The organism is Krasilnikovia cinnamomea, from assembly GCF_004217545.1.
GTDB classification, from domain to species: domain Bacteria; phylum Actinomycetota; class Actinomycetes; order Mycobacteriales; family Micromonosporaceae; genus Actinoplanes; species Actinoplanes cinnamomeus.
The window spans coordinates 874,513-896,608 of record NZ_SHKY01000001.1 but is presented as its reverse complement, the minus strand read 5'-3'; the positions used below and the strand labels follow the sequence as shown (position 1 = coordinate 896,608).

At 72.0% G+C, this 22,096-nt stretch carries 24 protein-coding genes; 16 read left to right on the top strand and 8 right to left on the bottom strand.

The genetic code is table 11. The features are described 5' to 3' along the window. Window positions 1-3: 3 nt before the first annotated feature. The gene (gene hrpB / locus EV385_RS03935; protein WP_207230050.1) at window positions 4-2,517 is read right to left on the bottom strand and encodes an ATP-dependent helicase HrpB; all 2,514 of its coding nucleotides are present in this window, start codon (window positions 2,515-2,517) and stop codon (window positions 4-6) included. Window positions 2,518-2,647: 130 nt separating this feature from the next. Between hrpB and uraD the strand changes: the two genes are divergently transcribed. The 6 genes from uraD to EV385_RS03905 all read left to right on the top strand — a co-directional run bounded on the left by uraD (window position 2,648) and on the right by EV385_RS03905 (window position 7,921). Then, window positions 2,648-3,154 (top strand): 2-oxo-4-hydroxy-4-carboxy-5-ureidoimidazoline decarboxylase, encoded by a 507-nt coding sequence (gene uraD / locus EV385_RS03930; protein WP_130508207.1) that lies wholly within the window; start codon window positions 2,648-2,650, stop codon window positions 3,152-3,154. Continuing rightward, window positions 3,141-3,503: a hydroxyisourate hydrolase gene (gene uraH / locus EV385_RS03925; protein ID WP_130508206.1), complete on the top strand. Its 363-nt coding sequence runs from the start codon at window positions 3,141-3,143 to the stop codon at window positions 3,501-3,503. The genes uraD and uraH overlap by 14 nt, the downstream gene beginning before the upstream one ends. Window positions 3,504-3,506: 3 nt before the next feature. Further along, on the top strand, window positions 3,507-4,367 hold the full coding sequence (gene pucL / locus EV385_RS03920) for a factor-independent urate hydroxylase (RefSeq protein ID WP_130508205.1): 861 nt from the start codon (window positions 3,507-3,509) through the stop codon (window positions 4,365-4,367). Window positions 4,368-4,456: 89 nt separating this feature from the next. After that, a complete protein-coding gene (gene aceB / locus EV385_RS03915) occupies window positions 4,457-6,004 on the top strand; it encodes a malate synthase A (protein ID WP_242624684.1) in 1,548 nt (515 codons plus the stop codon). Next, the gene (locus tag EV385_RS03910; RefSeq protein ID WP_130508203.1) at window positions 6,004-7,149 is read left to right on the top strand and encodes a DUF6986 family protein; all 1,146 of its coding nucleotides are present in this window, start codon (window positions 6,004-6,006) and stop codon (window positions 7,147-7,149) included. The genes aceB and EV385_RS03910 overlap by 1 nt, the downstream gene beginning before the upstream one ends. 127 nt (window positions 7,150-7,276) lie before the next feature. After that, window positions 7,277-7,921: a hypothetical protein gene (locus EV385_RS03905; protein WP_130508202.1), complete on the top strand. Its 645-nt coding sequence runs from the start codon at window positions 7,277-7,279 to the stop codon at window positions 7,919-7,921. Window positions 7,922-8,008: 87 nt separating this feature from the next. Here the strand turns inward: EV385_RS03905 and EV385_RS03900 are convergent, their stop codons facing one another. Beyond that, complete coding sequence (locus tag EV385_RS03900; protein WP_130508201.1) at window positions 8,009-8,590, bottom strand: hypothetical protein; 582 nt, start codon at window positions 8,588-8,590, stop codon at window positions 8,009-8,011. A gap of 42 nt (window positions 8,591-8,632) precedes the next feature. On the opposite strand from EV385_RS03900, the gene EV385_RS03895 reads away from it, so the two are divergent. Further along, window positions 8,633-9,085, top strand: a complete 453-nt coding sequence (locus tag EV385_RS03895) for a hypothetical protein (RefSeq protein WP_130508200.1) — start codon at window positions 8,633-8,635, stop codon at window positions 9,083-9,085. Between the two features lie 10 nt (window positions 9,086-9,095). On the opposite strand, the gene EV385_RS03890 is transcribed toward EV385_RS03895, so the two are convergent. Beyond that, a complete protein-coding gene (locus EV385_RS03890; protein ID WP_130508199.1) occupies window positions 9,096-9,707 on the bottom strand; it encodes a hypothetical protein in 612 nt (203 codons plus the stop codon). Between the two features lie 276 nt (window positions 9,708-9,983). Between EV385_RS03890 and EV385_RS03885 the strand changes: the two genes are divergently transcribed. The 6 genes from EV385_RS03885 to EV385_RS03860 all read left to right on the top strand — a co-directional run bounded on the left by EV385_RS03885 (window position 9,984) and on the right by EV385_RS03860 (window position 15,981). Then, window positions 9,984-11,306, top strand: coding sequence for an NsdA family TPR-like regulatory protein (locus EV385_RS03885; protein ID WP_130508198.1), 1,323 nt, complete (start codon window positions 9,984-9,986; stop codon window positions 11,304-11,306). Beyond that, window positions 11,299-11,784 (top strand): pyridoxamine 5'-phosphate oxidase family protein, encoded by a 486-nt coding sequence (locus tag EV385_RS03880; RefSeq protein ID WP_130508197.1) that lies wholly within the window; start codon window positions 11,299-11,301, stop codon window positions 11,782-11,784. The genes EV385_RS03885 and EV385_RS03880 overlap by 8 nt, the downstream gene beginning before the upstream one ends. Next, on the top strand, window positions 11,781-12,206 hold the full coding sequence (locus EV385_RS03875) for a VOC family protein (RefSeq protein WP_130508196.1): 426 nt from the start codon (window positions 11,781-11,783) through the stop codon (window positions 12,204-12,206). The genes EV385_RS03880 and EV385_RS03875 overlap by 4 nt, the downstream gene beginning before the upstream one ends. Before the next feature lie 132 nt (window positions 12,207-12,338). Beyond that, window positions 12,339-13,652 (top strand): allantoinase AllB, encoded by a 1,314-nt coding sequence (gene allB / locus EV385_RS03870; protein ID WP_130508195.1) that lies wholly within the window; start codon window positions 12,339-12,341, stop codon window positions 13,650-13,652. Then, window positions 13,649-14,677 carry an allantoicase gene (gene alc / locus EV385_RS03865; protein ID WP_130508194.1) on the top strand — a complete coding sequence of 343 codons (1,029 nt, stop codon included), beginning with the start codon at window positions 13,649-13,651 and terminating at the stop codon, window positions 14,675-14,677. Before allB ends, alc begins: the two co-directional genes overlap by 4 nt. Continuing rightward, on the top strand, window positions 14,674-15,981 hold the full coding sequence (locus tag EV385_RS03860; protein WP_242624683.1) for a phosphotransferase family protein: 1,308 nt from the start codon (window positions 14,674-14,676) through the stop codon (window positions 15,979-15,981). The genes alc and EV385_RS03860 overlap by 4 nt, the downstream gene beginning before the upstream one ends. Here the strand turns inward: EV385_RS03860 and EV385_RS03855 are convergent. Further along, window positions 15,952-16,650 (bottom strand): class I SAM-dependent methyltransferase, encoded by a 699-nt coding sequence (locus EV385_RS03855; RefSeq protein WP_130508193.1) that lies wholly within the window; start codon window positions 16,648-16,650, stop codon window positions 15,952-15,954. The genes EV385_RS03860 and EV385_RS03855 overlap by 30 nt on opposite strands. A 158-nt stretch (window positions 16,651-16,808) precedes the next feature. On the opposite strand from EV385_RS03855, the gene EV385_RS03850 reads away from it, so the two are divergent. After that, window positions 16,809-17,642 carry a helix-turn-helix domain-containing protein gene (locus EV385_RS03850; RefSeq protein WP_242624682.1) on the top strand — a complete coding sequence of 278 codons (834 nt, stop codon included), beginning with the start codon at window positions 16,809-16,811 and terminating at the stop codon, window positions 17,640-17,642. A gap of 399 nt (window positions 17,643-18,041) precedes the next feature. Here EV385_RS03850 and EV385_RS03845 read toward each other — a convergent pair whose 3' ends face one another. Next, entirely contained in the window at window positions 18,042-18,998 is a 957-nt protein-coding gene (locus EV385_RS03845) for a pirin family protein (protein ID WP_130508192.1), read from the bottom strand. A 188-nt stretch (window positions 18,999-19,186) separates the two neighbouring features. On the opposite strand from EV385_RS03845, the gene EV385_RS03840 reads away from it, so the two are divergent. Together EV385_RS03840 and EV385_RS03835 are read left to right on the top strand one after the other, a co-directional pair. Beyond that, window positions 19,187-19,549, top strand: a complete 363-nt coding sequence (locus EV385_RS03840) for a response regulator (protein WP_165449381.1) — start codon at window positions 19,187-19,189, stop codon at window positions 19,547-19,549. A gap of 310 nt (window positions 19,550-19,859) precedes the next feature. After that, window positions 19,860-20,207: an STAS domain-containing protein gene (locus tag EV385_RS03835; RefSeq protein WP_130508190.1), complete on the top strand. Its 348-nt coding sequence runs from the start codon at window positions 19,860-19,862 to the stop codon at window positions 20,205-20,207. 51 nt (window positions 20,208-20,258) lie between these two features. Here the strand turns inward: EV385_RS03835 and EV385_RS03830 are convergent, their stop codons facing one another. From EV385_RS03830 to EV385_RS03820, 3 genes are all read right to left on the bottom strand, one after another. Continuing rightward, entirely contained in the window at window positions 20,259-20,870 is a 612-nt protein-coding gene (locus EV385_RS03830; RefSeq protein ID WP_130508189.1) for a Clp protease N-terminal domain-containing protein, read from the bottom strand. A 3-nt stretch (window positions 20,871-20,873) separates the two neighbouring features. Then, window positions 20,874-21,110 carry a helix-turn-helix domain-containing protein gene (locus EV385_RS03825; protein ID WP_130508188.1) on the bottom strand — a complete coding sequence of 79 codons (237 nt, stop codon included), beginning with the start codon at window positions 21,108-21,110 and terminating at the stop codon, window positions 20,874-20,876. Between the two features lie 111 nt (window positions 21,111-21,221). After that, window positions 21,222-22,004, bottom strand: a complete 783-nt coding sequence (locus tag EV385_RS03820) for a VOC family protein (protein WP_242624681.1) — start codon at window positions 22,002-22,004, stop codon at window positions 21,222-21,224. Window positions 22,005-22,096: the final 92 nt, after the last annotated feature.

The following is a 22,096-nucleotide window of genomic DNA, read 5'->3' as shown; positions in this document are numbered from 1 at the left end:
GGATCAGCCGCGCCGGTTGGTGCGGCGGGTCGGTTCCGCGCTGGTCGGATCCTCGGGCCACGGGTGCCGCGGGTAGCGGCCGCGCAGCTCCGCGCGGACCTGCGGATACCCGGTCGCCCAGAACGACGCCAGGTCCCGGGTCACCGCGACCGGGCGGCCCGCCGGGGAGAGCAGGTGCAGCAGCACCGCCACCCGCCCCTCGGCCAGTCGCGGCGCCTCCCGCCAGCCGAACGTCTCCTGCACCTTCACCGCCAGCACCGGCGCCGCCGGGTCCGCGTAGTCGACCCGCACGAGGGAACCGCTGGGCACCGGCAGCCGCTCCGGCGCCACCTCGTCCAGCCGGGCCGCGACCTGCCACGGCAACCGCCGCCGCAGCGCGTTCGCCACGTCGATCCGGGCCAGGTCCGCGCGGCGGCGCACCCCCGGGTCCAGCCAGTCCTCGGCGGCGGCCAGCAGCGCCGCGTCGTCGACCGGCGGCCACGGTTCACCGAGCGCCGCGTGCGCGAACGCCAGCCGCTGCCGCAGCCGGGTCGCCGCGTCCGTCCACGCCAGCAGCCCGAGCCCGTCGCGGCGCAGCCCGTCCAGCACCGCCGCGCGCAGCCGTTCCGGATCGGGGGCGTCCAGCCGCCGCTCGGCCAGGGTGATCGCGCCTAGGCGTCGCACACCGCGGGCCACCACGTCGCCGTCCACCCAGCCGATCTCGGTCACCTCGGTGTGCAGCGCCGCCGCGGCCTCCCGCGCGGTGTCCTCGTCCAGCGGGGCGGCGGCGCGGATCCGCGCGGTCCGTGCCCCGGGCGCCCGGTCCGCGTCCGCGACGGCCAGCCACGGCGTCCCGGCCAGGCCGCTGCCGGCCGCCAGCTCCGCGGCGGTCCCGCCCGCCATCAGGTACGCGCGCCCGCCCGGCTCCCGGGCCCGCGCCACCCGCTCCGGGTACGCGAGCGCGACCACCAGCCCCGCCGCGAGATCGTCCGGCAGCCCCGTGGCGGGGCCGGTCCGCGGGCGCGCCTGGCGCCCACCCGGCGTCTCACCCGGCGTGCCGTGGCGGGACAGCACCGAGGTCAGCCGCGCGACCTCCGCTCGCCAGGCCGCGCCGCCGTCGCGGCGTGCCCGCCGCCACGCGGCCACCAGGTCGTCGCCGTCGGCGCGGACCTCGTCGAGCAGCGCCACCACCTCGGCGGCCCGGCGGGCGCCGACCGTGGTGGCGCCGTCCAGCAGGGCCCGGGCCAGGCGCGGGTGCAGGCCCGCCCCGGCCAGGTCCCGGCCGCGCGGCGTCACCCGGCCGTGCTCGTCCAGCGCGCCGAGGTCGTGCAGGGTGCCCACCGCGGTCCGCAGCGCCCCCGCCGGGGGCGGATCGGGCAGGCTCAGGCCGGTGCCGTCCGGGTGCCCCCACAACGCCAGGTCCAGGGCGAAGCCGGTCAGGTCGGCGGCGGCGATCTCCGGCTCCGGCTGGGCGGGCAGCCGGTCGTGCAGCGCCTGCGACCAGCAGCGGTAGACCCGCCCGGGCGCCTCGCGGCCCGCCCGCCCCGCGCGCTGCCGCGCCGCCGCCCGGGAGACCGGCACGGTCACCAGGGCTCCGAGGCCACGCGCGTGATCCATCCGCGGTACCCGGCTGAGCCCGGCGTCGACCACCGCGCGGACCCCCGGCACGGTCAGGCTGCTCTCCGCGACCGCGGTGGCCAGCACCACCCGCCGCCCGGCCGCCGCCTCGCCGCTCAGCACGGCGTCCTGGGCGGCGGCGGGCAGGCGGCCGTGCAGCGCCAGGACCCGCGCGCCGACCCCGTCCAGCCGGCGCGCCACCGTCTCGATCTCGCGGGCGCCGGGCAGGAAGACCAGCACGTCCCCGGGCCCGTCGGCCAGGGCGCGCCGGACCGTGGCCGCGACGTGGTCGAGCAGGCGCGGGTCGACACGCAGCCCGTGCGGCGCGTCGACCGGCTGCCCGGGCGGGCACCAGTGCACCTGCACCGGGAACAGCCGGGCCGCCGCCGTGACCACCGGGGCGCCGCCGAGCACCTGTGCCAGCCGGTGCGACTCGGCGGTCGCCGAGGTGGCCAGCAGCCCGAGGTCGGGGCGCAGCGCGGCGCGCACCTCCACCAGGAACGCCAGCGCGAGGTCGGCGTCCAGATGCCGCTCATGGCACTCGTCGAGCACGACCAGCGCCGTACCGGGCAGTTCGGGGTCGCGCTGCAGGCGGCGTACCAGCACGCCGGTGGTCACCACCTCGACGACCGTGTCGCGGCCGGTCCGCCGGTCCCCGCGCACGGTGTACCCGACCCGGGCGCCGACCGGCTCGCCGAGCAACGCCGCCATGCGGCGGGCGGCGGCGCGGGCCGCGACCCGGCGCGGTTCGGCCACCACCACCCGGCCCCCGGCCGCGTCGGCCAGGGCGAGGGGAACCACGGTGGTCTTGCCGGTGCCGGGCGGGGCCACCAGCACCGCCGTCCCGGCCCGCGCCAGCGCGCCGGTCAGCTCCGGTAGGACCGCCCGGACGGGCAGGTCCGGCAGGGCCTCGGCGGCGATCAGCATCGGCCCATCCTCGCTCACCCCGGCACCGCGCCGCTGGTGATCGACCGGCGTAATTTCCTTCGCAAACCGATGCGCGATCCGTTGCGGCCTGCTTGACTGTCCGTCAGCGCACGAGGGGGTGAGCTTGGCCGGCGTCGAGGTGTTCAACTCCTTGCCCGCGCACGATCTGGAGGCCCGGCTGGCCGCATGCTGCGCGGCTCCCGAGTGGGGTATCGCGCTCGCGGCGGGCCGCCCGTACCCGGATCGGGTCCGGCTGTTGGCCGCGGCCGACGCGGCCGCCACCGCCCTGACCTGGGATGACGTCCTCAAGGGGCTGTCCGCGCATCCGCGCATCGGCGAACGCGCCGCGGGTGACTCCCGGGAGGCGCAGTGGTCGCGGCGCGAGCAGGCCGCGGCGGCGACCGAGGACGACGCGACCCGGGCGGCGCTGATCGAGGCGAACCGGGCCTACGAGGAGCGGTTCGGCCACGTCTTCCTCATCTCCGCGAGTGGCAAGACACCCGCGGAGATCCTCGCGGCCGCGCGGGAACGGCTGGGCAACGACGAGACAAGGGAGCGCGCGATCGTGGCGGACGAGCTGCGCAAGATCGCCCTGTTGCGGCTGTGGAGGCTGCTCGATGAGCTCGGCTGACGGCACCGAACCGGAGTCACACGCCCGGATCTCCACCCACATCCTGGACACCGTCGCGGGCGAGCCCGCCCGCGACGTGTACGTGCGGCTGGAGCGCCACGACACCGACGGCTGGCGTACGGTCGCCGAGGGCCGTACCGACGACGACGGCCGCCTGCGCTACCAGGTGGGCATGCACGAGTGGCAGGCGGGCGGGTACCGCCTGCTGTTCTATGTGGAGCCGTATCTGGGTGGCAAGGCGTTCTTCCCGGAGATCACGGTGGCCTTCCACGTGCACGACCCGAACCGGCACTACCACGTCCCGCTGCTGCTGAGCCGGTACGGCTACACCACCTACCGAGGGAGTTGACGCGTGGCGATCGTGCTCGGGCCGAACCGGTACGGCAAGGCGGAGACCCGCCTGGTCCGCGTCGTGCGCGACGGCGACACCCACGCGCTGGCCGACCTCAACGTCAGCGTGTCCCTGGCGGGCGATCTGACCGCCACCCACGTGACCGGCGACAACAGTGCGGTGCTGCCGACCGACACGATGAAGAACACCGTGTACGCGTTCGCCCGTGAGCACGGCGTGGGCGAGCCCGAGGCGTTCGGGCTGCTGCTGGCCCGCCACTTCGTGAAGACCGTGGGACACGTGGACACGGCGACCGTGACGATCGAGTCGTACGGGTGGCGGCGGCTGGGCCCGCACTCGTTCCAGCGCACCGGCGACCTGACCCGGACGGCCACGGTGACGGTGCATCCGGGCGGCGTGCAGGTGGTGTCCGGAATCTCCGATCTGGTGCTGCTGAACACGACCGCCTCGGAGTTCCACGGCTTCATCAAGGACCGGTACACCACGCTGGCGGAGACCTCGGACCGGATCCTCGCCACGGCGGTGAACGCCCGCTGGCGCCACCTCGGCGACGAGGCGGACTGGGCGGACTCGTTCGACGGGGTCCGGGACGCGCTGGTGTCCGCGTTCGTCAACACGTACAGCCACTCGCTGCAGCAGACCCTGCTGTCCATGGGCACGGTCGTCCTGAGCCAGCGCCCGGAGGTGGCCGAGGTGCGGCTGGCGCTGCCGAACAAGCACCACTACCTGGTCGACCTGGCGCCGTTCGGACTGGACAACCCGGGCCAGGTGTTCCAGGCGGGGGACCGGCCGTACGGGCTGATCGAGGGCACGGTGTCCCGCGACGACGCGCCCCCGGCGACCGCGGACTGGTATTTGTGATCTTCATCCAGTGGGACGCCCGCTGTGCCACGCACCCTACCGGCCAGTAACGTACGGGCATCCGCAGTGCTGCGAAGGGAGCCCCGCACGTGACCGAGATCCTCTCCGCCGAGGCCGTGGCGTTCGTCGAAGACCTGAACCGCCGGTTCCGGCCCCGCCGTAACGAGCTGCTGGCCCGGCGCGCGCAGCGCCGCGCCGAGATCGCCGCGGGCGGCACGCTGGGCTTCCTGCCCGAGACCGCCGACATTCGCGCCGGGGACTGGACCGTGCCACCCGCCCCGGCCGACCTCACCGACCGCCGCGTCGAGATCACCGGCCCGACCGAGCGGAAAATGACCATCAACGCGCTCAACTCGGGCGCCAAGGTGTGGCTGGCCGACCTGGAGGACGCCAACACCCCGCACTGGGCCAACGTGACCGACGGCCAGCAGAACCTGTACGACGCGATCCGCCGCACCATCCGCCTGGAGACCCCCGCCAAGACGTACGAGCTGGGCGCCGGGCCGTACCCGACGATCGTCATGCGTCCGCGCGGCTGGCACCTCGACGAGCGGCACCTGCTGGTGGACGGCGAGCCCGCGGTCGGCGCCCTGGTCGACTTCGGCCTGTACTTCTTCCACAACGCCAAGGAGCTGCTGGAGCGCGGCAGCGGGCCGTACTTCTACCTGCCGAAGATGGAGTCGCACCTGGAGGCGGCGCTCTGGAACGACGTCTTCGACCACGCCCAGGACACGCTCGGCATCCCGCGCGGCACGATCCGCGCCACCGTGCTCATCGAGACGATTCCGGCCGCGTTCGAGATGGACGAGATCATCCACGCGCTGCGCCCGCACCTGGCCGGGCTCAACGCGGGCCGGTGGGACTACCTGTTCAGCATCATCAAGTACTTCCGCGACAACCCGGACATGGTGCTGCCGGACCGGGCCGCCGTGACGATGACCGCGCCGTTCATGCGGGCGTACACGGAACTGCTGGTGTCGACGTGCCACAAGCGCGGCGCGTTCGCGATGGGCGGCATGGCCGCTTTCATCCCCAGCCGCCGCGACCCGGCGGTCAACGAGGTGGCGCTCGCGAAGGTCCGCGAGGACAAGGAGCGCGAGGCCGGGGACGGCTTCGACGGCTCCTGGGTGGCCCACCCCGACCTGGTGCCGGTCTGCCAGGAGGTCTTCGACCGGGTGCTGGGCGACAAGCCCAACCAGCTCGACCGGCTCCGCGACGACGTCTCCGTCGAGGCGGCCCAGCTGCTCGACGTCTCGGCCACCCCGGGCGCGGTCACCGAGGCCGGGCTGCGCAACAACGTCGACGTGGCGCTGCAGTACCTGGAGGCGTGGCTGCGCGGCAACGGCGCCGTCGCCATCCACAACCTGATGGAGGACGCGGCCACCGCCGAGATCTCCCGCTCCCAGATCTGGCAGTGGATCCACAACGGGGTCCGCCTCGAGGACGGGACCCCGATCACCGCCGACCTCGTGGGCCGGATCGAGGACGAGGAACTGGTCAAGATCCGTCAGGCCATCGGCGACGAGGCGTGGACCGCCGGGCGCTTCGACGACGCCCGCAAGCTGTTCGAGCGGGTCGCCCTCGCCGACGACTTCGCGGACTTCCTCACGACCGTGGCGTACGACGCCATCGACTGATGCGCCTCGGCGACTCCGACCGTGCCGCGCTGGATGCCCGGCTCGCCGCCCACGACGCGTTCCTCGCGGAGCGCTACCCGGGCGAGCGCGCCGGGCGCCAGCCGGTGCACACCGTCTACGTGCCCGCCGACCGGATCGCGGACTTCCGCGAGTGGGGCACACAGGCGGTCGCCGCGATGGACCGGTACGGCTTCGGTTTCCCGGGCGCTGACGCGGTGCGCGCGAAGCTCGCCACCGAACCGATCGAGGACCTGCGCGTCGACTTCGAGGACGGCTACGGCGTGCGCGACGACGCGCAGGAGGACGCGGCGGTCCGCACCGCCGTGTCCGTGCTGCGCGCGGGCCCGGTGCCGCCGTTCGTCGGCATCCGGATCAAGTCGCTGGAGGCCGCCACCCGGCACCGGGCCCTGCGCACCCTGGAGCTGTTCCTGGAGTCCTATCCGGACCCGTTCGTCATCACGCTGCCCAAGGTCAGCGGCGCCGACCAGGTAGCCGCGATGGTCTGGCTGTGCGAGCGCCTGGAGTCGGCGTACGGCCTGGCCGCCGGGACCCTGCGCTTCGAGATCCAGGTCGAACTGCCCGCGGCCGTGCTGGGCGCGGACGGCACGGCCACGGTGGCCCGGCTCATCACGGCCGCGGCCGGGCGCTGCCTCGGCCTGCACTACGGCACGTACGACTACAGCGCGGCGGCGGGGGTGGCGGCGGCGTACCAGTCGATGGAGCACCCGGCCGCCGACCACGCCAAGGCGGTGATGCAGGCCGCCGCCGCCCAGACCGGCGTACGCCTGTCGGACGGCTCCACCAACGTGCTGCCCGTGGGCACCCCCGCGCAGGTGCACGCCGCGTGGGAGCTGCACCACCGGCTCGTCCGCCGCTCCCTGGAACGCGGCTTCTACCAGGGCTGGGACCTGCACCCGGCGCAGCTGCCCACCCGCTATGCGGCCACGTACGCGTTCTTCGCCGACGGCCGCGACACCGCCGTCGAACGCCTGCGGCGTTACCTGGACCGGCAGGACAGCGGGATCGCCGACGAGCCCGCGACCGCCCGCGCCCTCGCCGGGTTCCTGCTGCGCGGCGTCGACTGCGGGGCCCTGACCGACGCCGGATTCACCCGCGCGGAGCTGACCGCCCTGTCCGGCCGCTGAGCCCGGTCCGCCGACGAATCGCCCCATCGCCCCGTTACCGAACCGAGACCGGAAGTTGCGAACCGGGCCGCCCGTTCCGGCATCGCACCAGGTGATCGAACAACGGAGACCCGAACGGGGGATCGAGATGACCAGGACGCGACTCGCCGGGGTGGTGCTCGTCGGCGCGCTGGCGGTGGCCGGCTGCGACGACGGCCCACGGCGGCTGGACGGCAACGCGGCGCCCGCCGGAGGCTCCCCGCCCACGAGCGCCGCCCTGGCCCCGTCCGCCCTGGCCCCGTCCGCTCCGGGCTCACCCGCCCCGGCCCCGTCCACCACGCCGCCCGCAGCCGGCCCGAAGCCGTCGACGTCACCGGCCGCCCTGGTGCTGGGCCCCCAGGGCCTGGGCGCGCTCAAGCTGGGCATGACCCTGGAACAGGCCCGGGCGACCGGAATGATCGTCGGATACAAGGTCGAGGACTTCACCGGGCACTGCGGCATCTCGAAGCTGCGGGGTACCAACGCCACCGTCTTCTTCACCCCCGGCCTGGGACTGTCGAGTATCGACATGTACGGCGGCATCCGCACGCCGGAGGGTATCCGGCTGGGCAGTTCGATCGACGGAGTTCGGAAGGCGTACCCGGACTGGGAGGAGATTGTCGGGGGCGGCGACACGGGGTACGGCTGGGCGGACACGCCGGGCAACCGCAAGGCCGGCTACCGCATCGATGTGAGGAAGGGCAAGGTGGACGGTGTCGCCCTCGCGCTCGAAGGCCAGAAGTGCATCGAATAGAAGCCGACGTGCCCGCTAGTGATCGAGCGTGCGGCTGGGCAGCTTCCCGTAGGTGCGGCGGTAGTCGGCTACGACACCGCCACCGGATCAGCGCTTCGCGGCATGTCGGGTCGCGGCGTACGCGGCACCGACAACGGTCTTCAACTCTTCGGCCAGCGTCATCGGCAGAATCGGCCCGGCCGCGGTCGCAAAGGCGCCGAAGTAGGGAACGCGGTCAACAAACGGCTGGCGAGTCATCCAGTACGCGGCTGGCGTCGGATGCCGCTGCGCGCGCCGCAGAATGGCGCCGATGCTGACCACCTTGTCGGCCGCACTGGCGACAATCACGTCGGGCTCCCCGACGTTCACTCCCGGGATTACGGCGTGGTGCAGGCAGTCATGCTCTTCCTGGATCGCCCGGACGATCTGGACCACCCTGGGATTGAGCTGATCGGTGAGTACGAGTCCGAGGTCGAGGTCCTTAGGCGCGAAGTAGGGCGCGTCGTGCAAGATCACCGCAGCGAGCAGGGACTCAGGAGCGTCGGGCAGGTGTTCCACGACCTTGCGAGCCACCTTGAGGGCGTGTCCGATGGCTGGTGACCCGTCAATGACGTGGCCCTGGCACCATTGCCGGGCCAGCGTGATCGCCTGGGTGACCAATGGTGTCCGGGGCAATGACGGTGCACCCATTCGCATCTGCTTTCAGCTGGTTTGCACATGTACTGTGCTGGCATGGCGATGACGGCCGAGCAGTTGATCGACGCGACGTGCGTCGTCTGCCCGGCGCAGTCGCTGCCCCTCGGGCAGTTCGATGTGACCGACCGTCCAGGCCCGACGTCCCGTTACGATCCGGAGCTCGGCTGCCGCGTGGACGTCCACACCCGGGTTCCGGTATGCGTCCACCCGTACCGTGTCGGCCTTCCACCGGGCGCGTACCGTTCGGGTGGCCTGCCGGTGCCGACGATTCCCGAGGAACCGCCGGCACCGACTCGCGACGCCTTGGAATTGCCCGACGATGTGACCAACCTCGAAGCGTGGATCATCGCGGTAGTTCGCGCCGCCGGCCCGGCCCGGATCCATCAGGCACTGGCGGCAGCCGAAACGCTGGCCGGTGACCGTTTCGCCGAGAGGGACGTCGTGATCGCAATGCGCCGCGTGCTGACCGTGGAGCTGGCACGGCGCTGAGCCGTTGGATTCAGGCCGTGACGCCGGCTGCAGCAGCCTCGGTCGGCGTCGGCTCGTCGAAGCTGAACCGATGGCTCCGACCTTCCGCCTGGATGCCGATGCTCTCGTACTTCACGCCCAGGATGTCGAGCCTGCGGCCCATCTCCGCGCGGCTGAGCCAGTACCGCCGGTTCGGCTCCCCCCATCCGCCTGCGCGGTAACACTGGTCGGTATAGCCGTCAGCCTCGTAGTTGAACCGTTCCTGGTCGGTCATGTGCACGAACCGGATGCCGATCCTCCCGGTCATCGCCTGGCACAACGTGTACTGCGCCAGCACCGCGTGCACCATCTCGTCGACCGGGGCGCTGATCTCCAGCTCGGCTGTGTGCTCATCGCCTCCGGACAGCTCGAACACCGCGGACTTGAGGGCGAGCACCCGCAACGCCTCCTCGAACAGAGGCGGTGTGTCGGCGGTGAGGTCCCAGTTGGCGACCAGGGGGTAGCCGGTGAACGTCGCCCAGCAGTCGGTGTACGCCTGCGACGACCTCTCCAGCCGGGGGAACTCCTCCGTGCTCTTGATCAGCGCGAGAATATCTGCGGCGCGCGGACCAACCTGTGCCGGCGGGGGTGTGGTGGTGTCCAAGACGGTTCCCTTCTCTCGGAGTGAGGAGCACCGAGGCCGGCGGATTTCCGTACCTTGTGGAGGCGGTCTCAGCACCGGCCCCGGTGCCGTGTGAGGAAGCCTGCCGGGCGCGCCTGCGGCATCGAGACGGCATGAACCGGGATCCTGCTGGCTTCTCGATGTCTTCTTGGCGGCTTATCGGGCCGATCAGTGCCTTCCTCCGGATCCGCGCCCCGATCCCCGCATCCTGCGCATTAGGCTGACCCTGCCGCTGGCAAACCGGACCGGAGGGCACACATGGCGCGCTCATCGACGTTGCTCAAGTTGCTCCTGACCGAGCGGCATCTGCAGTCGTACCCGGCCTTCTGCCGTGAGTATGAACGCGTCGCCAGACGCATCGACGCCGCGCTTTCCGCGGGCGCACCGGGTCGCGAGCAATATCAGCGGTGGCTGTCCGGTCGGATCAGGACCAAACCGCACCCGGACCATTGCCGGGTCCTGGAACGCATGTTTCCTGGTCGGACAGTCGCCGAACTGTTCAGCCTCCCACCCGATGAGGACGCTTCCCAGGGGAGCGGAAAGGGGAATCCGACGAACCGGCGACGGGCGCTGAAGTCCGGCGCTGCCCTCATCGCACCATTTCTGCTGGACAAGCTCTGGTCCGAACCGAACCGGATGCACGAAGCGCTCGACGGTTCCTCGGTCGGACCCCTCCGGCTGGGGCAACTGCAGGAGGAAGCGGTTGACCTCGGCGTCCGTGTCGTCCGCCTACCACCGGCGACCTTGCTGGATCAGGCGCTCATGCGATTTCGGGAGGTCCGAAAGCTGGCCGCGCGGAAGCAGACCCTGGCGATCGCCCGCGAGCTCGTCCGGTGCTCGGCGATGTACGCCACCGTGGTAGGCGAGATCATGTTCAACGAGGGGCAGTTCGCGCTCGCCGGGCACTGGTACGGCATCGCGCGCCGATGTGCAGATGCGGCGGGGGATCAGCTCCTGTCAGACCTCGCGTTGGCGGGCAGCGCATACATCCCTACCTATTGCCCGGATCCTCGCGAGGTGCTGCACACAGTGGGGCCCCGGCTCGACGGTCGTGTCACCCCTACTCCAGCGACTGCGTGGCTCTGGGGCTTCGCCGCCAAAGCGCACGCCATGCTTGGTGACAGGTATTCGTTCGAGCGAGCGATCGACAGGGCGAAACACGTGCTCGGGCAATCGGATCAGTCTCTCATCCATCCGGGAATCTTTTCCTTTCTGCCAGAGAAGATTGACTTTTACGAGGCGCGTGGATGGGTGGAACTCTCCCAGGTCGACGAGGCGTCGGCCGCAGCCGAGCGCGCCATCGCCAGGTACGATTTTGCGGAAACCACCGAACCTGCGCTCGCTCGCTTCGAGCAGGCAAGCGCGTTCGTTCAAGCTGGGGAAATTCAGGAAGGGTGTCGGCTAGCGACGGCCGCCGTTCTCGATCGCCGCACATATCACGGGGTGACAGTCGTCGCGCGTGCGAAGGAATTCACCGGGCTCATAGGTCCTTCCGCCGGTCAGGCTGCCAGCGAATGGCGGGAGGTATTTTCCTCCCTCCGGCAGCCTCAGGGTGCCCTTCGAGGGGGTTCGGATGAATGACGCACGCCGGCTCTTGGAGGAATACGTGCGCAATGGCCAGCTGATGCAGGTTGCCACCCTGTCGCCGAGCGGCGGTCCGAATGTCTGCAACGTCTGGTACTCATGCGGCTTCGGCCCGGACACCCTGAACTTCATCTCGAAGGAGCAACGGCAACACTGCGAGAACATCCGGCGCGACGGCAGAGTCGCCGGCAGCATCGTCGCAATCGATCTTACCGGGCTTGGCCAGGTCACCCGAGGCGTCACGTTCGTCGGAACGGCCAGGGAGCTGCCCACGATCGGTACGGAGGACAGGGTGCGGGCTTTTCTTACGCGCTGGCCTGCCGCCAGCAGCGCCATAGATCCCGGACTGCTGGCGCGTGGTGAGGCGCACAGCCGTCTCTATGAGATCGCGGTGAGGGAGTGGGTGCTCTTCGACGAAGCCAACTTCCCGCAGGACCCCCGGCAGGTCGTCCCTGCCGATGGTGGCGTGGAATGAGCGATGGTCCTCGCTTCCGGGTGCATCATGTCTCCATCAGTGTTGCGGACATGGCCGAGGCCTGCGCCTTCTACCGGCGGTTCGGATTCAGGGAGACATTCGAGTACAAGCATCCGGACGGCAGTGTTTCCATCACTCACCTCAAGCTCGGGGAAACCCTTCTGGAGATCTTCTGCTACCGGAATCACCACCCGCCGCCCCGGTCGGCAGCCGAACTGGTGACGGATCTGCCGCGTGTGGGCATCAAGCATTTCGCACTGCAGGTGGAATCCATCGAGGATGCTAGGCACTTCGTGGCAGATTCCGGCCTCGCGCCCGTGCCACCAGAGATAACGGAGGGTCGGACCGGCATCAGGTACTTCTTCATCAAGGACCCGAGCGGCAATCTTCTCGAAATTGTGGAGGACCGCCGTCCGTCCTGAGACGGCTCGGTGGTGGTCGGAGCCGCTGCTGTGGCCGCCAGTGGTCGGGCAATGTGGGCGAGCATGAAGCGCGGCGATTTTCCAGGGGCGGTAAGTCCCCGCGAGTCGTGTCCGGGCCGCTACGCTCGGCGCATGGCTGATCTCGTCGTCCGGTCCCGGCGCGCGGTGACGCCCGCCGGGGAACGACCGGCCGCGGTCGAGATCACCGGCGGGCGCATCGTGGCCGTACACGAGCACGGCGCCCGCATCGATGCCGACCACGACGTCGATCTCGGTGAGCTGGCCCTGCTGCCCGGCCTGGTCGACACGCACGTGCACGTCAACGAGCCCGGCCGCACCGAGTGGGAGGGCTTCGCCACCGCCACCCGGGCCGCCGCCGCCGGTGGCGTCACCGCCATCATCGACATGCCACTCAACAGCATCCCGCCCACGGTGACCGTGGACGCACTGAAGATCAAACGCGCGGCGGCGGATGGTCAGTGCCACGTCGACGTCGGCTTCTGGGGCGGCGCCGTGCCCGGCAACACGGACGACCTGCCCGCCCTGCACGCGGCCGGGGTGTTCGGCTTCAAGGCGTTCCTCGCCGACTCCGGGGTACCCGAGTTCCCGCCCCTCGACCCCGACGGGCTGGCCGGCGCGCTGGCCGGGGTCGACGCCCGGTTCGTGCTGCACGCCGAGGACCCACACCACCTGCACGCGGCCGCGTCCTCACCGGCGTACGCGGACTTCCTCGCCTCCCGCCCGCCCGACGCCGAGCACGCCGCCGTCGCCACCGCGATCGCGGCCGCCCGCGCGGCCCGCGCCCGCGTACACATCCTGCATCTGTCCGCCGCGGACGCGCTGCCGCTGATCGCGGCCGCCCGGGCCGACGGGGTCCGGGTCACCGCAGAGACCTGCCCGCACTACCTGACCCTGGATGCGGCGGACATCCCCGCCGGTGCCACCGAGTTCAAGTGCTGCCCGCCCATCCGGGACGGGGCCAACGCCGACCGCCTGTGGGCGGCCCTCGCGAAGGGCCTCATCTCCTGCGTGGTCAGCGACCACTCGCCGTGCACCCCGGAGCTCAAACACCGCGACACGGGCGACTTCGCCGCGGCGTGGGGCGGCATCGCCTCCGTCCAGTTGGGCCTGCCGGTGGTGTGGAGCGCCGCCCGCGCGCGGGGGCACAGCCTCGCCGAGGTCGTCGACTGGATGGCACGGCGCCCCGCCGACCTGGTCGGGCTCACCCGCAAGGGGCGCATCGCGGTCGGCGCCGACGCCGACCTGGTGGCCTTCGACCCCGACGCCACGTTCACCGTGGACCCGCTGCGGCTGCACCACCGCAACCCGGTCACACCGTACGCGGGCCGGACCCTGTCGGGTGTGGTGCACACGACCTGGCTGCGCGGCCGGAGCGTGACCGGCGACGAGCCCCGCGGCCGCCTGCTGGAAAGGGAGGATCCGTGACCGACGATTTCACCGCGCTGCCCGACCTCGCGTCGCGCACTCTGGGCGCCAGTATCGTGCACGCGAACGACGAGTTCTTCGCCGCCGCGGACCACCTGCTGGACCCGGCGCCGCCCGTCTTCGAACCGCGCACCTTCGACCTGCGCGGCCAGGTGTACGACGGCTGGGAGACCCGCCGCCGCCGGGTTGAGGGCACCGACCACGTCGTCGTCCGGCTCGGCGCCCCCGGCGTCGTGTACGGCGTGGACGTCGATACGACGTTCTTCGTCGGCAACTACCCGCCGCACGCCTCCGTCGAGGCCTGCGCGGTGGGCGGCTACCCGGACGCCGACGAGCTGGCGGCGGCCGACTGGGTGGCGCTGGTGCCGATGTCGCCGATCAAGGGCGACGGGCACAACCTGTTCGCGGTGGACGCGCCGTACCGGTTCACCCATGTGCGGCTCACCATCTACCCCGACGGCGGGGTGGCCCGGCTGCGCGTGCACGGTGAGGTCGTGCCCGACCCGCGGCTGCTGCCCGGGGTGTTCGACGTCGCCGCCGCCCAGCACGGCGGGCGGATCGCCGGGTGCAGCGACCGGTTCTTCGGCCACCCGGAGAGCATGCTGGCCCCCGGGCTGGCCACCAGCATGGGCGACGGCTGGGAGACCGCGCGCCGCCGCGACGACGGCAACGACTGGGCGCTCGTCGAGCTGGCCGTGCCCGCCGTGATCGAGCTGGCCGAGCTGGACACCACCTGGTTCAAGGGCAACGCGCCCGGCCGGGCCGCCCTGCACGCGGTGGACACCCGTACCGGTGCGCTCGACGACGCGGCGGACTGGTTCGAGCTGCTGCCGCCCGTGCGGCTGATGCCGGACACCCCGCACCGGTTCCCGGTGACGGTGGTGCCCGCGGCCACCCACGTCCGCCTGGACATCTACCCCGACGGCGGGATGGCCCGGCTGCGGCTGCACGGCCGCCCCGACCCGGCGGGCGCCGAGACCCTGCAGGCCCGCTTCGACGAGACCCGCCTGCCGCCCCGCGAGTGACCGACGCGCCCCGCGACGCGGTGGCGGGCGGGCGCTACGGTCTCGGCGTGGATGTGATCGTGGGGCGCACCGTCACCCTCGTGCTGGTCGACCGCGCCGGGCAGCCGCTGGGGGTGCTGCCACCCGTCGCCGTGCCGCTGCCGTGGTGGCAGGAGGTCTCGGACGTGGTGGCGGCCGTGCAGGCCCGCGACGGCGTCGAGGTGCAGGTCCTGCGCCTGCTGCACGGCACGGGCGACGGCCCGGTGGGCGGCGAGGTGACCTACCTGGCGCAGCTGACCGGCAACCCGCCGATCGCCCTGGGCCCCGCCGAGGTCGACCTGTCCCCGCAACCGAACCGCGCCCCGTACGCGCAGCCCGGCGGGCCCGCCGACTCGGTGCGCTGGGCGGTGGCGGCCCTCGCCGCGCTCGGCACCCCGGCAGCCGCCGCGCGCCAGCAGCGCACCTGGAACCTGTCCGCGATCTGGCGGCTGGACGCCGCCGGGACCCCGGTGGCGTGGCTCAAGCAGGTGCCCGCCTTCTTCGCACACGAGCCCGCCGTGCTGCGGCTGGTCGCCAGCGTCGCCCCCGGCCTGGTGCCGCCGCTGCTGGCCTCGGGCGCCCACGGCCGGATGCTGCTGGCGCACGTTCCCGGAGCCGACGGGTACGGCGCGGGCGCCGACGTGTGCGCCCGGATCGCGCAGGCGTTCCACCCCGTGCAGGCGCACTTCGCGGGGCGGGTCGAGGAACTGCTGGCGGTGGGCCTGCCCGACCGGCGCCCGGCGGCGGAGCCGTTCGCCCGGGTCGCGGCGCCGTACCTGGACGAGATCGCGGGGTTGCGGGAGCTGATCGACGAGCTGCCGCGCCGGCTGGCCGAGGTGGCCGCCTGCGGGCTGCCGCCCACGCTGGTGCACGGCGACCTGCACCCCGGCAACGCCCGAGTGGGCGCCGGGCGGCCGGTCCTCATGGACTGGGGCGACGCGACCGTGGGCCACCCGGCGTACGACATTCTGCGGCTCACCGGCGGCCTGCCTCCCGGCGACGCCGAGGCACTGGTGGCGGCGTGGGCACTGCGCTGGCGGCGGGACGCCCCCGGCAGCGACCCGGTCCGGGCGGTCGAGCTCATGCGGCCGGTCGCGGCGCTGCGCGGAGCTCAGGTGTACGCGGACTTCCTCGCCGCCATCGAGCCCGCGGAACGGCCGTACCACGCCGCCGACGTGCCCGAACGGCTCGCGGCGGCGGTGGTGGAAGCGAGGCGGTCCGCCCTGCCGATCAAGCACAGTGGAACACGGCCTCTCCTAGATCCGGACGGACCGGCCTTCGCGTGAGTCCCGCTTGACGGCCCGGGTCGCCAGCACGATGGGGACCGGCGCGCCGCCCTCGGCGAAGCGTACGAACTCCAGCCCCGCGTCGAGGAAGGCGTGCAGCAGGGCGGGTAGCGGCAGGTGGGTGGCACCGACCTTGCCCCGTACGCCCTCGGTGGTCCACGACTGTTTCGTCCAGCGCCCGTCGAGGTAGCCGGGACGGATCACTACGGCCGCCGGGTCAACACGGTCGGCGAAGCCCCCACAGAACGCGGGGTGCACGCCGATGTGGACGAACGCGCCCCCGGGCCGCAGCACGCGGGCCGCCTCCCGCAGCACCGCCGGGTAGTCGGGCATGTCGGTGTGCACCATCACCGCGACGACAGCGTCGAGGCGCGCGTCGCGCAGGGGTAGCCGCACCGCGTCGGCGCGGGCGACCGGCAGGCGCCCTCGCGCGTGGCGCAGCATGCCCGCGGAAAGGTCCACGCCGGCGGGGTGCCAGCCCAGCATGCGAATCTGCGCGGCGTGGATGCCGGTGCCGCAGCCGACCTCCAGGCAGGTGCCGCCGGTGCCGGGGCCGAGCAGGGTGGTCAGCGCCTGCCGGATGCCCAGCGGGTCGGTGTCGGCCTGCTGGGGGAGGAACTCGGTCTCGTACCAGTCCGCGATCTCGTCGTATGCCGCCGAGGGTGCCATGGTCCTCAATATCCCGGGGAAGTGGTGAGCGTCAACCCGTGGTGAGGGCCGCAGCTCCTGCTCGTCGGTGAAGCCGCGACCCATCGGCGGCAGCCGGTGTCCGACACCAATGGGTGCCGGTACCGTTCATTGGAGATCCCCGAGGAAGGGCGTTTGCCATGCCGGGTGAGCACATCGGAGCCAGGGTCCGGCCGTGGCGTCGCCGCCGGGGACTGTCGCAGGCCACACTCGCCGGTCTGGCCGGGTTGAGCCAGGGCTACATCAGCCAGATCGAGGCGGGAACTCGCGGAGTTGATCGGCGGAGCACGCTGATCGCTCTGGCGTCCGCATTGGACACGTCGGTTGCCGACCTGCTCGGGCAGTCCGGTGATCCGGTTGATCCGGTCCGAGTGAGGGCCTCCGAGGCGGTCGCGGCCATTCGGGTCGCACTGGTGGAACTCGAAGCCGGGGAGGCGGACCCTGCCCGGCGCGGTCGTGACGAGATGGCCGACGCGGTCGAGAGCGCGATGCGGCTGCGGCAGAACAGCGACTACCTGACGTTGGCTCCGATGTTGCCCAGCCTGTTGCGCGACGCGGCAGGCCATCCGGGCACCGACGCACTCGTACGTATCGCTTATGAAGCCTCGGTGTGCCTGCGTAATCTCGGCTACCGTGATCTTGCGTGGCCCGCTGCCCGCATCGCGGTGAGTGCGGCCCGCGAGCTGGGGGATCCCGCGTGGATCGGTGCCGCGGAATTCGTCTATACGCTGTCCCTGCCGGTCGAGGCGGCCGCTGTCGCGCGCAAGGCCGGTGAGCGCAGTCTTGTTGCGCTACAGAATGCTGCCGGGGATCCCAGGGCCCGGCAGATGCTCGGACAGATTCACCTCTCGGCGGCGTTGTCGAGCGCGGCGGCCAAGCAGACGGCGCTTGCCGACGCGCACCTGGCGGAAGCGGAACGGGAGGGCCGAGCGTGCGGCCCCAGCGCCCTTCCGGCTCAACCCGATCACCCGTGAGCTCGTTTCAACCATGGTCGCCAGGTCCCGGCGCAGGGCGGTAGCCGAGGATCTACTCGCCATGACCAAGCGCCTCGGCCTGGGCGTCGCATAGCTCGGTGCAATGAAGTGCTCGCCCATCGACCCTAACTTCAGCGAAACGGCCGAGCCGGCATCCGCGGGCACAGGCCAACGCGTTCCTGGGGCGTGGGAGGCTGAATGCGGCATGGACGCCGGGTTCCGTTCATTCGTCGACGCAGATGCGGTCTCACGTGGCCATGCCCGGACGCCGAATGGCAGCAGCTCGGCGAGGCGGCGGACGACCTCGTGGCGGTCATGGGGAACGTGCCGCCCGACCTGTACGAGCGATTCCTCGGATGGATCCACTTGGCAGCCCGGCCTGACGACGGGCGTCCTGGATCAACCGGTGTGCGGTAGCCGTTCCGCCGGGATGACGCCCAGACGGCCCTGCTGGAAGTCCTCGAAGGCCTGGATCAGCTCTGCGCGGGTGTTCATGACGAACGGCCCGTACTGCGCCACCGGCTCGCGGATCGGCCGCCCGCCCAGGGCGAACAGTTCGAGGGTGTCCGGCGCGGGTTCGGCGGTGATCCGGATGGCGTCCCCCGCCCCGTGTACGACGAGCTGCCCGAGCCGCAGCGGCTGCTGGTCGGGGCCGACCGTGCCGCGCCCGGCGAGAACGTACACGAGCGCGTTGTACTCCCGCTGCCAGGGCAGGTCGAGCTGGGCGCCGGGCTGCAGGGTGATGTGCGCGAGGTTGATCGGCGTGTGGGTGGATCCGGGGCCGGCGTGCCCGGCGATCTCGCCCGCGATGACCCGGATGAGTGCGCCGCCGTCGGGCGTGGTGAGCAGGGCGGCCGCCTGCCCGCGGATGTCCTGGTAGCGCGGCGGGATCATCTTGGCCGCCCGGGGCAGGTTGACCCACAGCTGCAGGCCGTGGAAGAGCCCGCCGCTGGCGACCAGCCGCTCGGGCGGTGCCTCGATGTGCAGGATCCCCTGGCCGGCGGTCATCCACTGGGTGTCGCCGTTGGTGATCGTGCCGCCGCCACCGTTCGAGTCCTGGTGATCCATGGTGCCGTCGATCATGTACGTCACGGTCTCGAAGCCGCGGTGCGGATGCCACGGCGTTCCCTTCGGCTCACCCGGGGCGTAGTCGACCTCGCCCATCTGGTCGAGATGGACGAACGGGTCCAGCTCGGTGAGCGGCACCCCGGCGAACGCGCGGCGTACCGGGAAGCCCTCGCCCTCGAAGCCGCTCGGTGCCGTGGTGAGCCGATGGACCGGCCGGATGACGGCCGTGGGGTCGAGCCCGGGCAGGCGGGGCAGGACCAGGACGTCGTCAACAGTGATCGCAGGCATGTCACACCCTCCTGACCTGTCGGCCGACTCTACGTCCTCAACCTGTACGCCGCCCGCGAAGTAGCCGGTGATGCCCGATGTCCGGTTCGGGACGTTCGCCCCGTGATGGCACCGCTGCGGGAGCGACGCTCACCGCCCAGCCGAGCCCGGCGATAGGTAGGGCGAGCAACGGTCGGAGGTGCCGAGAAATGCAGATGTTGGTGGTCGACGATGACCTTCACGTCCAGGACTTGATGGCGGCGTGTCTGCGCACCCACGGACATACCGTGTTGGTCGCGGACGGCGCTGCCGCCGCCCTTGCCGCGGTGGACCGGCACGGGATGCCCGAAGCTGTGGTGCTGGACGTCACCCGGCCCGACGCCGACGGGGTGACCCTGCTGCACCGGCTGCGCCAGCGCGTCCCGGGCCTGCCGGCGCTGCTGCTGACCTGGTCGTGGAAGCCGGCGGACCTGGCCCCCGTCCCGCCCGGAAACGTCGGCTTTCTGGCCAAGCCGTTCACCTATGCCGATCTGTTCCGGGCCGTGGGCGAGCTGTCTGCCCGATCCGTCTAGCGGACGCTGGCGCCAAGCGCGGCTCGGCGCGGCTGCCCGGCCAGCCGCCGTGGCCGACGCGAAGGCGGCGCTCGACGCTCTACTCGCGGAGACCGAGAGGAAGAAGTAGGTAATCATCCGCCTTGGGTCCTTTTGCGGACGTCGATCCGTGCGAGCGGGTGCAACGAGGGCAAATGGGTGTAGCGTGGGTGCGTATGCACGTCGTCGGGTCCTTCGGCTGCTCACAGAGCCGTCCACTCGGCACCACCTCTGGGCTTCCAGGGTGGTTCGCACGCATGGACGATGGTGAGACCGACGGGAAGGATCCGTGGTGGACATTGCTGACATGCCGGACGTCTGCCCACCGCTGCACGTGGACGTTCGGCGCACCGCGAGTGTCACGACCGTGGTGATCGCCGGTGAGGTCGACCAGGTCACCAGTGCGGAGATGTCGAAGGCCGTCGCTGGAGTCCTCCAGGAGGACCGGAACAGCCACGTCGTCCTCGATCTGGGCAACGTGACCTTCCTGGACTCGTCCGGCATTCGGGCCCTGGTCATCTGCCGTGGCGACGCCGAGCAGCTCGGCATCCGGCTGGAGATTCGCCCGGTGCACGATCGAGTTCGTCGCGTACTCCACGTTTGTGGACTGGAGGACCTGTTTCACCTTCCGGCGGCGTGACGGCGGGTCAGTCCATCGCGTCCGCATTCGCGGTCAATCGGCACCAGCGCGTCAGGCGGCCCGGTGCTTGAGCGACTCGGTCAGCCCCGCGCGTAGTGTGGCGGCGTCGACGTGCGCGTCGGTGAGGATCCGCGCGGCCAACCCGTGGTTCTCGCGCAGCAGGCCGAGCATGAGGTGCTCGCGCGCGATGTAGTTGTGCTTGAGCCGGATCGCCTCCCGAAGCGACAGCTCCAGCACCTTCTTGGCGCGGTCGGAGAACGGGGTGTGGCCGCTGCCGTAGAAGCGGCTCATGAAGCCGCGGCGTTTGGGTTCGGTCTCGCGTGGCAGCCGCAGCGCCCCCGGTCCGAACGTCTCCTCGATGGTGCGGCGCACGGCGTCCAGGTCGATGCCGATGGCCTTGAGTGCGGCGGCGTCCTCGGCCTCCGGGTCGGGAGCGTCGGCGCCCGGTCCGGCGATGCCTCCGGCTCGCCGCAGGATCTCGGCCCGCACGTACGCGGCGTCGACGCCGTCCGCCCGGAGGGTCGCGGCTGGCGCCCAGTCGGGATCGGCCAGCAGCGCGAGCAGAAGGTGCTCGGTGCCGACGGGGGACTGGCGCAGCTGCTTCGCCTCCGTCGTGGCGCGGACGACCGCCTCGCGGGCGGAGCGGGTGAAGCGTTCGAACATCGGTCAGTCCTCCCGTGGGTCGCGCATCGGCATGCGGGCCGCGTGCTTCTTGTGTACGCCTTGGCGGGTCACCTCGAGGGCGTCGGCGATTTCCTGCCAGGACCAGCCCTGGTGGCGGGCGTTGGCCACCTGCAGGTGCTCCAGCCCTTCGAGCAGGCGGCGCAGCGCCACGACCGCCCGCAGGCCCACCCGGGGGTCGGCGCTGCCCGCGGCGGCGGCCAGGTCGGTTGCTTCGGTCATGCTGTCAACGTACGTTGACACGACCGCTCTGTCAACCAATGTTGACACGCGACCGGGGCCGGCCCCGCGAAGGGACCGACCCCGGTCGTCGTGTCGTCCGGCGCTCGTGTGCTAGCCCGGGAAGGTCAGCTCCACCCCCGTCGGCGATCCGAACGACATGCCCAGCTCCACCGGCACCCCCACCGGGGCGGCGACCGCGAACCGGCTGCCCCACGGGTCGACCAGCTCCGCGTACCGGCCCACGCCCATCTGCACCGGCCCCGCGACCACCCGGCCGCCGAGGGCCTGGCAGCGTTCGATGGCCCGGGCGCAGTCGGCCACCTGGAAGGCCGAGCGCCAGCGGGTCCAGCCGTCGCCGGGGGCCAGCCCGGCGATCGCGTCGTGCCCCCGGGTCAGCCACTCACCCCGGGTACGGGCACTGCCCGGCTCGTCGCGCAGCAGCCAGCCGAAGGCCCGGCCGTAGAAGTCCAGCGCGGTCTGCGCGTCATGGGTCAGCAGCTCCGGCCACGTCATCGCGCCCGGCTCGCCGCCCACCTCGATGCCCGCGAAGTCGCCCGCCTGCCACAACCCCAGCGTCGCCCCCTCCGCGTCGGCGACGATCGTGGACCAGCCGCCGTGGGCCGCCGCGGGCGCGCTCACGCAGTGCCCACCCGCCCGCAGCACGCGGTCGAGCGCGGCATCCAGATCGGGTTCGTTCAGGTAGGCCAGCCAGCCCGCCGGCCGGTCCGCGCCGGCCCGGGTCAACCCGGCCACGACGCGCCCGTCGAGGCGGAAACGGTGGCCGGCCGGCTCCCAGCCGAACAGGGCCGCGTAGAAATCCGCCGCCCGGGCGGGGTCCGCACTGGCCAGCTCGACCCAGCACGGGCTCGCCGGCGCGAAGCCTCGAATGCGCATCGGCCGCACCTCTTTCTCTCTCCGGTAGCTCCATCGTGGATGCCCGACTGATGGGGGAGGGGTGCCGAACACCTTACGACAATGAATACGCT

What these genes read in the sequence shown, in the direction of transcription:
- uraH (WP_130508206.1), top strand. Translation starts at nt 3,141, where the DNA reads ATGAGCTCGGCTGACGGCACCGAACCGGAGTCACACGCCCGGATCTCC.
- EV385_RS03910 (WP_130508203.1), top strand. Translation starts at nt 6,004, where the DNA reads ATGCGCCTCGGCGACTCCGACCGTGCCGCGCTGGATGCCCGGCTCGCC.
- EV385_RS03905 (WP_130508202.1), top strand. Translation starts at nt 7,277, where the DNA reads ATGACCAGGACGCGACTCGCCGGGGTGGTGCTCGTCGGCGCGCTGGCG.
- EV385_RS03900 (WP_130508201.1), bottom strand. Translation starts at nt 8,590, where the DNA reads ATGGGTGCACCGTCATTGCCCCGGACACCATTGGTCACCCAGGCGATC.
- EV385_RS03895 (WP_130508200.1), top strand. Translation starts at nt 8,633, where the DNA reads ATGGCGATGACGGCCGAGCAGTTGATCGACGCGACGTGCGTCGTCTGC.
- EV385_RS03885 (WP_130508198.1), top strand. Translation starts at nt 9,984, where the DNA reads ATGGCGCGCTCATCGACGTTGCTCAAGTTGCTCCTGACCGAGCGGCAT.
- EV385_RS03880 (WP_130508197.1), top strand. Translation starts at nt 11,299, where the DNA reads ATGAATGACGCACGCCGGCTCTTGGAGGAATACGTGCGCAATGGCCAG.
- EV385_RS03875 (WP_130508196.1), top strand. Translation starts at nt 11,781, where the DNA reads ATGAGCGATGGTCCTCGCTTCCGGGTGCATCATGTCTCCATCAGTGTT.
- allB (WP_130508195.1), top strand. Translation starts at nt 12,339, where the DNA reads ATGGCTGATCTCGTCGTCCGGTCCCGGCGCGCGGTGACGCCCGCCGGG.
- EV385_RS03855 (WP_130508193.1), bottom strand. Translation starts at nt 16,650, where the DNA reads ATGGCACCCTCGGCGGCATACGACGAGATCGCGGACTGGTACGAGACC.
- EV385_RS03850 (WP_242624682.1), top strand. Translation starts at nt 16,809, where the DNA reads ATGCCGGGTGAGCACATCGGAGCCAGGGTCCGGCCGTGGCGTCGCCGC.
- EV385_RS03845 (WP_130508192.1), bottom strand. Translation starts at nt 18,998, where the DNA reads ATGCCTGCGATCACTGTTGACGACGTCCTGGTCCTGCCCCGCCTGCCC.
- EV385_RS03840 (WP_165449381.1), top strand. Translation starts at nt 19,187, where the DNA reads ATGCAGATGTTGGTGGTCGACGATGACCTTCACGTCCAGGACTTGATG.
- EV385_RS03830 (WP_130508189.1), bottom strand. Translation starts at nt 20,870, where the DNA reads ATGTTCGAACGCTTCACCCGCTCCGCCCGCGAGGCGGTCGTCCGCGCC.
- EV385_RS03825 (WP_130508188.1), bottom strand. Translation starts at nt 21,110, where the DNA reads ATGACCGAAGCAACCGACCTGGCCGCCGCCGCGGGCAGCGCCGACCCC.
- EV385_RS03820 (WP_242624681.1), bottom strand. Translation starts at nt 22,004, where the DNA reads ATGCGCATTCGAGGCTTCGCGCCGGCGAGCCCGTGCTGGGTCGAGCTG.